General features: G+C 69.1%; 11 protein-coding genes and 1 pseudogene. 6 read left to right on the forward strand and 6 right to left on the reverse strand.

Annotated elements, in window-relative coordinates:
* The first annotated feature begins 697 nt into the window (after positions 1–697).
* Both ACIBNA_RS38745 and ACIBNA_RS38750 read left to right on the forward strand, forming a co-directional pair.
* Entirely contained in the window at positions 698–1,159 is a 462-nt protein-coding gene (locus ACIBNA_RS38745; RefSeq protein ID WP_399169956.1) for a GNAT family N-acetyltransferase, read from the forward strand.
* A 319-nt stretch (positions 1,160–1,478) separates the two neighbouring features.
* Positions 1,479–1,601, forward strand: a complete 123-nt coding sequence (locus ACIBNA_RS38750; protein WP_399169957.1) for a hypothetical protein — start codon at positions 1,479–1,481, stop codon at positions 1,599–1,601.
* Between the two features lie 319 nt (positions 1,602–1,920).
* On the opposite strand, the gene ACIBNA_RS38755 is transcribed toward ACIBNA_RS38750, so the two are convergent.
* Positions 1,921–2,238: a hypothetical protein gene (locus ACIBNA_RS38755; protein ID WP_399169958.1), complete on the reverse strand. Its 318-nt coding sequence runs from the start codon at positions 2,236–2,238 to the stop codon at positions 1,921–1,923.
* A 643-nt stretch (positions 2,239–2,881) separates the two neighbouring features.
* On the opposite strand from ACIBNA_RS38755, the gene ACIBNA_RS38760 reads away from it, so the two are divergent.
* On the forward strand, positions 2,882–3,691 hold the full coding sequence (locus ACIBNA_RS38760) for an IS5 family transposase (RefSeq protein WP_399169959.1): 810 nt from the start codon (positions 2,882–2,884) through the stop codon (positions 3,689–3,691).
* Here the strand turns inward: ACIBNA_RS38760 and ACIBNA_RS38765 are convergent.
* The 5 genes from ACIBNA_RS38765 to ACIBNA_RS38785 form a co-directional block, all read right to left on the reverse strand.
* On the reverse strand, positions 3,630–4,133 hold the full coding sequence (locus ACIBNA_RS38765) for a hypothetical protein (protein WP_399169968.1): 504 nt from the start codon (positions 4,131–4,133) through the stop codon (positions 3,630–3,632). The genes ACIBNA_RS38760 and ACIBNA_RS38765 overlap by 62 nt on opposite strands.
* 133 nt (positions 4,134–4,266) lie before the next feature.
* Positions 4,267–4,779, reverse strand: coding sequence for a hypothetical protein (locus ACIBNA_RS38770; protein WP_399169960.1), 513 nt, complete (start codon positions 4,777–4,779; stop codon positions 4,267–4,269).
* A complete protein-coding gene (locus ACIBNA_RS38775; RefSeq protein ID WP_399169961.1) occupies positions 4,776–5,711 on the reverse strand; it encodes a class I SAM-dependent methyltransferase in 936 nt (311 codons plus the stop codon). Before ACIBNA_RS38775 ends, ACIBNA_RS38770 begins: the two co-directional genes overlap by 4 nt.
* 551 nt (positions 5,712–6,262) lie before the next feature.
* A complete protein-coding gene (locus ACIBNA_RS38780) occupies positions 6,263–6,562 on the reverse strand; it encodes a hypothetical protein (RefSeq protein WP_399169962.1) in 300 nt (99 codons plus the stop codon).
* A gap of 516 nt (positions 6,563–7,078) precedes the next feature.
* Positions 7,079–7,870 carry an RNA polymerase sigma factor gene (locus ACIBNA_RS38785; protein ID WP_399169964.1) on the reverse strand — a complete coding sequence of 264 codons (792 nt, stop codon included), beginning with the start codon at positions 7,868–7,870 and terminating at the stop codon, positions 7,079–7,081.
* A gap of 1,441 nt (positions 7,871–9,311) precedes the next feature.
* Between ACIBNA_RS38785 and ACIBNA_RS38790 the strand changes: the two genes are divergently transcribed.
* The 3 genes and pseudogenes from ACIBNA_RS38790 (at position 9,312) to ACIBNA_RS38800 (ending at position 11,019) form a co-directional block, all read left to right on the forward strand.
* Positions 9,312–9,584: an IPT/TIG domain-containing protein gene (locus ACIBNA_RS38790; RefSeq protein ID WP_399169965.1), complete on the forward strand. Its 273-nt coding sequence runs from the start codon at positions 9,312–9,314 to the stop codon at positions 9,582–9,584.
* Between the two features lie 215 nt (positions 9,585–9,799).
* Positions 9,800–9,971: pseudogene (locus ACIBNA_RS38795) on the forward strand (IS5/IS1182 family transposase); the annotation flags it as partial.
* Positions 9,972–10,581: 610 nt separating this feature from the next.
* A complete protein-coding gene (locus ACIBNA_RS38800) occupies positions 10,582–11,019 on the forward strand; it encodes a replication-relaxation family protein (protein WP_399169966.1) in 438 nt (145 codons plus the stop codon).
* The last annotated feature ends 916 nt before the right edge of the window (positions 11,020–11,935 follow it).

An 11,935-nucleotide genomic window follows, 5' to 3' on the forward strand; every position in this document is an offset into this window, starting at 1 on the left:
CGATCGCAGGTGCGATCGCACAAAACCCCCTCACGCAACAGTTGTTGCGTTAGAGTGGGGCCACCGACTTAGTTGTCAATTAAGTCGCCTACTAAAAGCGGACGGGGCCCCGCCGCTGCAACGGCAAGGGCCCCGCACCGCGTCGAGTGCCGTCCCCAGCTCACTGATCCTGAGCTGGGGACGGTGTCAGCACCAAGTGCGGACCATCTGACCCACCCAGAACACGGTCGCCGCCACCGGAGCCATCCAGAGCCGAATGCTTCTCAGCACCCGCTTCCAGCGCACCGACTTTGGCCTCGCGTGCTTCCCCATTGAGTCCCCCTCGGGACAGTGGGACCGACACCTTGTTGCCGGACCCCGGGCCCGAGGACCCGCCAGTGCGGTCCCCTCCGAAGGCTCTTCGCTAGGAAGCGGGCACCAACTTACACGGTGTCAGCGATGCTCACGCGTCCTTTGGGAAAGGCGAGTTGGCGCTGCCAGCAGCGCAGCGTTACCCGGCCGGGCGGCCGGGCCTACCCGATCATCCGTCCAAGCGACGAAGATGGTTGGCGCTCACGAAGGTTCATGAATCCGGGCGGCCGGGTAACCCAAAGTAGTCAAAGTTGAATGAGTGGGCTACGTCACATGCACGTTGACGCGATCCGAGAGCAGCTGGCTCGCGATCGGAGGCCACCACGTCCCCTGGGATACTCGGTTCATGCCGCTGATCCGGAGTGCGTCCAGGTCCGACCACCCGATGGTCCTCCAGTTGCTGGAAGCGGAGGATCTAGGTCCCAACGGCTCTTACAGCGCCGATGGCGTGGACGTCATCGTGGCCGACCGTCACGGACAGGTCGTAGGAGTGGCTGAGTACAGCCTGAACTGCGACTTCGGGCGCCCACAGGGGCGGCCTGACCATCCTGGAGAACAGGCGTGGATCTACAGCATCACGGTCGCTCATGAGCAGCGGCGCAACGGTCTCGGCCGAGCACTGCTCGCTGAAGTTGCCCGGCGAGCCCAAGCAGCCGGCCGAACGGTCCTCGCCATGACTCCGCAGGAAGGCAGCGACGTGCCCAGCAGGCTTGCATTCTTTCGGGCATGCGGACTCGCGCTCATCGAGTCGAACACTCCAGGCGCAGCATGGGGCTGCACCGTTTCCGGAATCCTCGCGGCCCTGTGAAGATCGCGGTTGCCCGCCGGGAGGCTGGGCACGCTGGACGGCCATCCCCGTCGTGGTCCGCGGTGTGGCAGCGGCACTGCGAGCTAATGGCGACGTAGAGAGCCTGGCGAAGGTTCTGCCCGGCTTCACGGTCCACGGGATGGCCAACGGGAAGCGGCTGGCTGAGTAGCGCAAGCCCGAGGTCTGGGAGGCACTGACGGACGGGCAGCCGCGCTCGTCGGCCTCGGGCTGGAGTGGGCAGCAGCGGAAGGAGCAGCGTGATGGCCGCAGGCGAGCAGGACACGGGGAAGCGGCCGGTCGGCGCGGACCGCGTCAGCGGATGAGCGCCCATCAGATGAAGGCGGTCAACGCCCGGATGAGGGTCCACGCGGTCCTCGCGGCCGCCGGGCTGGAGCCGGACGAGGCCGACGAACTCGTCTGCGCGCTGGAGGCCGGCGCCTAGGGCACCGAGTACAGAGACGGCTGGGACGGCGCCGTGGACCGGGTGGCTTCGTTCACTTCAACCGACAGCGTCTACCGGCAACGCGGGCACGCGCGCGTCACCCGGTCACTGCTCATCGGCGGATAGATCCTCCACAACCGACTCGCCGCCGCGGACCAGGCCGCAGCGACCGGCACCGCTTCCATTCCCTCCGACGAATGAGGAGACGGGCGGGGCGGTTCTGCATGACCTGTGCTCACACCAGCAGGACGCCTGATGGTTGCCGGATGGCCCTTTGAAAGTCGCCGCTCGACGGCGCAGGCCTCGCCCGCGCCCCAGCTCACTCCTTGTCGCGGCCCTTGTCATGGTTCTTGAGGTTGCGGCCTGCGCCGCTGGGTGACTTCAGGTAGGCCTTCTCCGCCTCTGCACCCTGCCACTTGGCGTACAGGTACGTGCACGCCCAGATGGAGGCTCCGAGGGCGGTAAGGGTCACGCCTTGAGCTACCAGCAGACGCTTGGTGAGCTTGGAGAGCTTGCCTCCGTCTGGCGCGGCCTCGCTCTTGCAGTTGCCGACGTGGCCCGTCTCCTGTGAGTGCCGCTGCAGATCTTCGAGACCGTCAGCCTGGAAGGGGCACGCCGTGCACACGTATTCGGTCATCAGTTGATCCCCCCAACAGGAACAAGATTGCCACAGGTTGAGTGCGTCCGCGCACCACTTGGCCATCCTCCAGCCCGGAGACAACCGGAGGGCAACCGTGTCGGCCCCGCGGCGGCGGCGTCCCAGTGCCTCCACGCACTGGGGTGCGATGCCCGGGGGTTCTGAGCTGCGGCATCGCACTGGAGTGCGTGTGGACCCTGGGTTCGTGGGCCGCTCCCCTGGTGGACTATGTGGCGGCCGGGAGGGGTTCGGTGAGGCGGTCCAGCCGCTAGTAGAGGGCCTGTACGAGGCGGGCGCGGTTCAGAGCGCAGCGTGCGGTGCCCTGCCCGGTTCCGGGCGTGCTCAAGCCGACAACCGTGTATGCCGATGAAGTAACTGGCCGTTCTCTATCCGGTCGTGCGCTCGGTCTGGTTCGAACGGGGTCCTGGATCGGGTGACTTGTTGGCTGGTGGGGCATAGAGGAAGGGCCTCTTGGTAGCTCGCGGTTGTCGAGTCCAACGAGAAACAAGAGGCCCTGTTGTCGAAGTGTCGCGTGGTCGTGGTTGCCGGGTCCAGTCCGTCCACTCCCAGGTGTGACTGTCTCGCCCATCGGTTCGGGAACGCGGCCGACCGGCCAGAGCGCCGACCTCGGTACGGCTCGGACATGAGTGATACGGAGTGGGCACTGGTGCGGGATCTGCTGCCGGTGCCGGGATGGCTGGCGGGCCGGGGAGGCCGTCCGGAGGGCTACTGCCACCGGCAGATGATCGACGCGGTGCGTTATCTCGTCGACAACGGCATCAAGTGGCGGGCGATGCCGTCCGACTTCCCGCCCTGGCCGCGCGTTTATGCCTTCTTCGCCCGCTGGCGGGATGTGGGGCTGGTGGCCGAGCTGCATGAACGTCTGCGTGAGGCCGTCCGCAGAGCTGAGGGCCGCAGCCCGGAGCCGACCGCGGCGGTCGTGGACTCGCAGTCGGTGAAGGCGGACGCCACCGTCACCCACGCCTCGCGTGGCTTCGACGCCGGCAAGAAGATCAACGGGCGCAAGCGCCACCTGCTCACCGACACCCTCGGGCTTCTGCTGGCCGTGCTGGTCACGCCGGCCTCCACCACCGACCGGGACGCCGCCCGCAGCCTGCTGCCCGCAGCGAAGGATCACTTCCGGCGGCTGATGCGGATCTGGGCCGACGGCGGTTACACCGGCCACCGCACCGACTGGACCACCCAGCACCTCGGAGTCGTCCTCGACATCGTCCGCCGCAGCGACGACGTCCAGGGTTTTCAGGTCCTGCCCCGCCGCTGGGTCGTCGAAAGATCCTTCGCCTGGCTCCTGCGCAGCCGGCGCCTGGTCCGGGACTACGAGCGACGCGCCGACACCAGTGAGGCCGTCATCTGGTGGTCGATGACCATGCTCATGAGCCGCCGCCGGGCCGCCCAGCTTCAGCAGCGTCCTGCTCCGGCACGGGCAGCGTGAACCTGCCCGGCTTCTCCTCGACCAGCCAGCCCCGTTCCACCAGCCGTTTCAGCCGGGCCCTCGCTCCCTCGACGCGCGAGGCGGACCCGCTGTCCCAGCCCAGCACCACCGCTGCCCGCCGGGCACCGAGCCCATCGGCTCCCGCCTCCAGGGCGGCGGCCATCAACGCCTGGTAGTCCACCGACAACACCTCGGTTCCGGCCGCGTCGTCTCGGTGAGGCACCGCCCGGCGTGGTCCCACCGGCTTCTTCTGCGACACGGCGGCCACGGTGGGAGCATCCTCCTCGGCCAGCGCCTGCAGGTACTGTTCCAGGCCGATCACCCGATGCCGGAGCACCTCTTCCGCCTTCGCCAGAGCCGCCCGCAATTGCTCCAGCTCGGCTTCGAGTTCCTCCACTCGCACCGCCGCGGCCTTCTGCCGCGCTTCCAACACCGCCCGCATCGACGGCATCCGCCACCCCCATGACATCTCGGTCAGCAACGGAGCGAGACTTCCGTGCCAGCCGCAATCTCATGCCTGACCAGCAGAAACCGCACATGGGGTTCGGACATGGGGTTCGGAAAGAGAACGACCTCTAAAGCGCGTGGTGGTACCAGCGCCGGTGCACCGCAGGTTCGACGCACAGCACGGCGGCGCCTGCGATCGCGCCGACCAGCAGAGCGGAACCACCGCCGCCGTTGATGACCGCGCCGAGGCACGCGGCGGCAACGGCGAGCGGACGCATCAGGGTCAGCGGGCCGAGGCCGATGACCATCGCGAGGGTGCTGGCACGAAATGGCAGGACGAAGTAAGCGGCGAGCGAGAGCAATACGGCGGTGGCGTAGACGGTAAGAGGGAGCAGGTATCCGAGGCCGCCGGCAGTCAGGGTGTTGTATGTCCGGGCCTGGGCTGGTGCGGTCAGCAGCAGGAGGGCTGCGGTCAGCGCGGGCGCGAGCAGCAGGACGGCCCCGACTGCCAGTCCACGCAGGGCGGCCCGGGTGATGGCCCGGTGTTTACGAATGCGGGCGTCGCGGCCGGCATAAGCGCGGAATCCGCTGAATGCCGCGTCGACCAGACCAAGCAGTGCGAGTGGTACGGCGGGGGTCATCGGGCGGCCTCGGCGAGATACTCCGGGCCGACCAGTCGGCGTGCGGCCCGCCCGAGGGCCCGGCGAAGCGGCTCCTCCAGCTGTGGGCGCACTCCGATGACCGGGCGCAACGTGGTGCAGAACGGGTTCACCGCGCCGCGCGGCTCGTACAGCAGCGGCCGGATGCCGGGTACGTCGGCGGCGCGCAACAGTGTCTCGTCGCTGTGCGCGCGCCGCGCGGAGACGACGCCGTCGTGACGGCCGAGCGGGTGGCGCATCCGGGCGCGGTGGAAGATCCAGGCACCGATGGGTGCGAGGCGGGTTGCGGCGATGTCGAAGTGGCAGAAGGCCTGCGCCGGTGAGGTGGCCTGGGCCTGGAAGAACTTGGCCAGGGCGGGACCACGGAAATGGTGCAGCACACCGGTGGAGACGTAGACGGTCGCCGCCTTCGGCAGGTCGAAGGCATTCCCGTGGATGAAGTGGCAGTTGAGCCCCTCTGCGTGGGCAAGGCGTTCCGCTTCGCCGACCAGCGTGGCGTCGAGGTCGACCCCGATCAGCTCCACGTCCGCGCCGAGGGCGTTGGTAGCCGCCAGCCAGCGGACCAGGTAGCCCAGGCCACAACCGACGTCGACCAGGCAGTACGGCCCAGACTGCCGGGTAGTTGCGCGGATGGCGGTGAAGAGCGGGCCGAGCACATGGACCAGGCGTTCGCCGATCCGGAGTTCCTCGCTCAGGCGCTGGAGTTCGGTGTGCACGCTGATGAGCAGGCGGTCCACGGCGTGTGGGTCGAGTACGCCGTCCTGGTCAGCGGGCAACCCGGCGACGATCCCGGCCGCGCGCTCGTCACCGCTCGCGCGGAGCTGCTGGATCACCTTGGCGCGCCGGACCGGGAGCCGGTGGCCGCTGTGGGGATCCACCGCCGTGATCAGGTCGGAAATCTCAAGCTGGTGCACGAGGCAGAACCCTACGGTCTCCCCTGCCAAGCGCAGCGGGCCAGCTGCCCCCGCCTGTGAGGAGGGGGACGACGTGTGCAGGATGGACCACGATTGCTCGCGTCACCTGGCTGACCGAAGCAAGGCTGAAGGGGATGTCCACAACCTCTCGCATTCCCTCGGCGCCGATGCTGTCGAGACCCGTGAACAGTTCGAATCGCTCACGTGCGCCGACTGCCTCCCAAACTGGTGCACAAGTGCTGTCCGTTCTCGTGGACATAGCCACCCCGCCGACGCGGGGGTGTTCCGGCGGTGCTGCGCAGGAAGTGCCGGGAGTGGATGTCCTCCCAGCCGACGCGGGGGTGATCCGCCGTCCTACTGGCGTGTGAAGGTCACCATCCCGTCCTCCCCGCCGACGCGGGGTGTTCCGAGGCAGAGCGGGCCCCGCCGGGACGAGCCCGTGGTCCTCCCTGCTGACGCGGGGGGTGTTCCGCTCCTCGCGCAGGCCCTGGTCCGCTCGTCGAAGTCCCCCCTGCTCTTGGTTAACTTCCATGGCGCCATGTGCCGGCGTGTCAGCGTTTCGCGGTGCCCATCTGCTCGGGGATCGTCTGCCGGTGCTCACGGTCGACTCCTCTGTACGGGCCGGGGGTGTGCGGGGCAGGCGGCCGGCTGTCCCAGACGGAAGGGCGCTCGCCCGGTGTGAGGAGGCTGTTGATGAGGTGGGCGAACTCCCATCCCGGCAGGGGCAGTTCGGTGTCGGGCTCTCGCAGGTAGCCCGCGGTGACTGCAGTGGGCATGTAGGCCATGAGCTTGCTGACGCCGGCGGGTCGGGAGCGGACGGTCTGCTTGGCGAGGTGGCGCAGGATGCGCATGAAGTGGGTGGTGGAGGTGCTGGTGATGCGGTGGTCTGCCGGGTGCCAGGTGCCTGCGTCGTCGAAGTCGGGGCGCTGGGCGGGGGCTGGACGTCGTCGGTCTGGCGGTGCCAGAAGTCGGCGGTGTCCCGCTCCCCCAGTGCCAGGTGGTGGAGGTAGAGGCAGTAGGCGGCGGCTGCTTGTCCGGCGCCGGCGGCGTACTGCCACCAGAAGCGGGCGCCCTCGTTGGTGTCGGTCAGCTGTAGGACGCAGGCGAGGACCAGGGCGGCGCGGGGTTCGGGGACCTGGTGGGTGACGAACCTGGCCATCGTGCGTGGCGGGGTGTGCCGGACGAGGGCTTCGCACAGGGCGCGCAGATCCTCGGCCGCCGCGTGGCGGCTGCCGCCCGGGGCGTTCTGGGCGGCCTGGGCTGGGTCCTCGGGTGCCGGCGCCGAGGTTCGCGGGGGGGGACGATGTCGCGGGGCATGGTGCGCTCGCGGACGAGCAGGGCTCTGGAAAGGAGTTCTTCGATGCCGGTCACGGGGTGTTCCCTTCGTCGGTCGGGGGCGGCGGGCACAGGAGGCTTTCCAGGAAGCGGGTGGCGTGGCGCTCGTCGGAGCGGACGGCGGCCAGGGGGACGCCCAGGAGGGCGGAGACGTTCTCGGGCGGCAGGCCGTAGAGCCTGCGCAGCACCATGACGTCGAGCTGGTGGGCGGGCAGGCGGCTCATGGCCGTGAACAGCCGCAGGCTTTCGGTGATCTGGTTCAGGCGGTCGGCTGGATCGGTGCAGGACTTCAGGGCGACGGTGTCGAAGGCGGCCATGCCCAGCTCGGGCCAGCCGTCGCGGTGCGGGGTGCGGGCCATGACCGTGGCGCGCAGGACGTTCCAGGCGTAGCGGCGGGTGTCCTGGCTGGCCAGGGCGTCGTCCCAGGACAGCCAGAGGATGTCGAAGGTGTCGTCGACGGCGGCGTCGCGCTGGTCGTCGTCGAGGAAGGCCTGGGCGAACAGGTGATAGTCCATCTCGACCAGTTCGCGGAAGGCGCGGTGATCCAAGGGCGGGGCCGTGTGGGTGGCGGTCAGGATGGTGGTCCGTTCGGTGCAGTCGTCGACCCACTCGCTGCTCTTGTGGGCGTCGAACGCGGCCTGGCACCACAGCCGGTACAGGGGCCAGTTCGGCATGCCCAGTTCCATGGCGAGTGAGTAGACGATCTCCCAGCGGGGGTAGAGGCCGACGCCGCGCAGCAGTTCGGACAGCTTGGACTTGGCGAACCGGACGCGGCTGCTGAGGTCGCTCAGGGTCAGGCCGCTGGCGAGGTAGCTGTGGCGCATCGGGCCCAGCCACGCGCGGTGGGCGCTGCCGACGGTCGGGGCGATCGGTCCGAGCTTGCGGTCGGGGCGTCTGCCGGGTGGGAGCGGCGGTTCGTCGGGCGTCGTCAGGGGCGTCGTCCTCCTTGTCCCTGGCCGCGTCCACGCGGTTGCCCGTACCGGGCGCGGTGTGGGAACGGGAGGCGTGCACGATCTGCTGCACGGCCAGAGCCAGAGCCAGGTCAACCGCACGGCCTTCGCGTGCCTGCACAGCCTGCCCCCACAAGGAATGGGGCCGCAGGTATGGCAGGCCATGAAGGTCTGGCCCGCTCTGCCCGGGGCTGTTCCGCAGGGCGGCAAAGGCCGACCCGCCGGAAGACTCACGGCCCCAGGCCGCCACCGGCCTGCGCACCAACACCGGGGCCCACGCGTCCTGTTCCTTGATGCGCCGGGAGCCCGCCTCGAAGTTGATCTGCATGATGGTCCGCTGCGGGCAGTCGGGCGTGTGCCCCATCTGAATCGGCATCCCCACCCCGGCGCAGGTGTTCTCCGGGCCGGGTCCGGCCTTGCAGTCCGGACACACTCCGCGTTCCGTCTCCGCGAAACCCTTCACCGAGACGCTCCCCTCACCTGAAGAGCCCGAGCCTGCCGCGGGAAATCAAAAGGCAGGCCGCGCAGAGTTCGGTGGGCCATGGCGCTCCTGCCGGGAAAACGGATCGGCACAGGAATCAGGTCACACTTTCCACGCGGAAACACCGTCACTGAATCGCTGATTTCCTGCCACTGCCCTGGATGGTGACGGTGCGAGTGCGGTCGAAATAGCTCTGGGATTCGATTCAGCTGTATCTGGCGCCCCAGGAAGTGGCCCGTGTCGCGTAACCGGCCATTCCATAGTTGCGCGGCCCTTGAATGACCTGCGCCGAGGGATGCCTTTTGAGCCCGCCGGGAGCCGTCCTGAATTGCCCTCGCCGCCCGGCCGGCCCGTGTCGCGGCGCCCGCGCCGCGTGCTACCAAAGAAGCTCTCCATGGCCAGAGCCTGGCCTGACAGAGCGGTGAACTGCGGGAGAAGGGTCCGTACCTTCATGGGTACGGGCCCTTTCGTGCTGCCCTCTCCCGCGTTCCAAGGCGTCTTTGCCGGACATTCTTCAAGACATTTCCTGGCCTGCCGCAGTGAATAGAAGATTCGCTTCCGGGTGTATTACGCGCCAATTCGTCCGGCGCCCCGAGCCCTCCCACCGAAGCGCGACCAGCCGACAAGGGGCAGATATGGGTGTCAAGCCGAGACTTCGAGCCAGGGCCTCGATCCGTCCGGAAAGCTGGCCAGTTGAGAATAATCGCAATTGTGGCCGTGGTGCCCGCTTGCTACCTTCGTTCCCGCGTTGGCCGGCATGCCTCTATATACACAGAAGAATGCGGCGAACGCGTGCATGCTCATTGTCCTCTTCCTCGATCAAGGGAGCAGAACATGGCTATCGACAGCGACCCGAGGCCCGAACTCGTCCGCCTCGAGCCCCCCTCGGGACCCGTGGACGGCGGCCAGCAGGTGACGGTGCACGGCAACCACCTGCAGTACGTCATCGACCTCTACTTCGACCACGACGCGGCCATCATCAAGGAGCAGACGCCCACCACGCTGGTCGCCATCACCCCCGGCCAGTCCGAGGGCCCGGTCTGGGTCCACGCCGAGAGCAGCGGCGGCTACAGCAACGGCCTGCGTTACCGCTACACCAGCGGCTGACGGCGGCCCCGGCGGCCGAGCGCCGCCGACCGCATCCGTAGGGCAGAGGGGCCCGGTCCACGCCGGGCCCCTCTTTGCTGCCGCCATGCGCCGTGGTTGCCCAGGGGCCGCTCACCGCTACCGTCGACGCGTAGGCCGACACGCAATAACGCATTGCCGAACAGGCGGAGTCGCTGTGAAGGCCATCCGCCGGTTCACCGTACGCCCCCTCCTAGATCCACCTCGCCTGCGACGGACAGGGCCGGCCCCGGCATTCACCCTCACCGCCGGCAACGTCAACGACTGCGCCCCGTTCCAAGCCCTGACGGCCCGCGGGCGGTCCGGCCCGGGCCGGACCGCCCGCGGACCAGGCCGGACCGCGCGGCCGCGGTGCCGGGCGGTGGATCCTGACGGGCGTCACTGCGATGACCCCGAGAGCCGGATGCGCCGCCGCATCATCGACCAGGCCCTGGAAGCCAGTGCCCGGATGAACAACGGCGCCTCCGGCGAAGAACCACCGCCACCGGCCAAGCGGCAGGCGAAGAAGAAGCGCGCCGCGGCAACCGAGCACGGCCGACGGCCGCACCACGTCTCCCTCACAATCCGCCGCCGCTCCCCCGGCGGCGGTTCGCCGCGGCGGCCCCGCCGTCGCGCGAGCAACACCAGCGGGACCCGGCCCCCTCACCCACCGCCCAGGACCCGTCCCACCCACCCACCTCTCTGTTCTTCCTGCTGCGCCCCCGTGCTCCGGGGGCGCAGCAGGGATGCCGGCCTCCCGACCACGGCCAGAACCAGCGTGGTGACCTGCGGGTCCGCGGCCAGGCTCGGCAAAGGGTGCGGACGGGTGCCGGCCGGGCTGTCGGCGAGGATGTGAGCCTGGTCCACGGAGGCGTCGTCGCTTCGTGACCATGGTCGGGCCGTCCTGGTCGGGGCCGGCTGCTGCCGTGACCGGTATGCGCGGCGCCGGACAGGACGGCACCGCACCGGACGGGAAGCAAACAGAACCGTGAGGACCGGCGTGGACACGGGCAGCGCAGACCGGATGGCGCTGGGCATGCCGACGCAGTACCGGATGGCCACCACCGAGCAGATACACCGGATGATCGCCCCCGCGGTGCGCATCGAACAGACGAGGCGCAGGCCGGCCAGACTGCGCGCCGAAGGGCAGGCCGACCGGATCACCCCGCCGCAGACCGGACGGCCCCGGGTGTGGTTCCCCACCCCGTACGGCGCGCAACTCGCCTCCAAGCGGCCCGAGCTGCGCGGGCACCAGCCCTCCAGGACCATCTGCGATCCGACCGCTGTCCGGCTGAAGGGCCGGCCACACACGGACCGTGACCGCACCCGTCTTCCTCAAAGACGCCCACCGCAGCGGCGAGTCGAGCTGAAGGTGCCGCCGATGGGGAATTGCATGAACGCGCACAGGCAGCGGGTTTGGGATCCGAGGGGTCGGTGAGACTCGGCCCTGGCGGCTGGGCGGTGGCCCGGGAGCCAGGGACCGCGGAACACGAAAGGACACGAGATGCGTAGCAGGTGGATGCGGCGAGCAGCGGTGGCGGCCAGTGGCACGGTGGTAGCCGGCGCACTGCCCCTTGTGGTCGCGAGTCCGGCCCAGGCGTGGTCGTGGGACTGTCAGGAGTATCTGCGGGACAAGGGGTACAACGTGCCCGTCGGTGGCGAAGCCGCGGACGCGTGCTCCATCGCGGAGGACGGTGAAGGGTCCTCGAACTCCCTCTCCATCTGCCTCAGTCGGCTGGAGAGCCTAGATGTCGCGTGGAAGCAGGCGAAGACCGCGTGTGTGAAGGGCGCCGCGAGGTAGGCCGCCGGAAGCCATCCAGCCGAGGACAGCCAGCAGCACACCCGGAACCGGTCGACGTGTGCGGGCGACCTGCTCTTGGAGCCTACCGAGCTTGTCGCCGTAGTAGACGCGAGCCCTCGCCCCCTGAGCGGGTAAATGGATCCAACGGCACTGCCCGCCGTGCAGGGCCGGACCCAGCCAGGAGTGCTTTGACGAAGCCTCAGACGGGGACAAGCCTCCGTGACGCCCTGGTGGCCACGGCGAACGGCTCCTCCTGGTCGTCCATTCACAGGTCCAACCGCCGCCGACCCGGGGGTTTGCGGCGGCGGCCGGGAGCGAGGACTCCTTCCTGAGAGGTCAGTTGTCCAGCGCCCGGAAGGTCTCGCAGCAGGGCTTACCCCCGGCCCTGACGCACCCTCCTGTCAGTGGTCGCAGGCCGCTGCGGAGGCGCTCGACGCCGACGCGATCCGGGCCGCGATCCCCCGTTATGTTCTTCGCGGTCCTGCAAGAGGGCCGCTGGCCTCCGGGTCCGGCATGACTGTGTCCCCCTGTCGAACGGATGACCTGGGGGGTG

The sequence above is a fragment of the Streptomyces sp. NPDC050164 genome, assembly GCF_044459945.1.
Classification (GTDB): domain Bacteria; phylum Actinomycetota; class Actinomycetes; order Streptomycetales; family Streptomycetaceae; genus Streptomyces; species Streptomyces coeruleorubidus_A.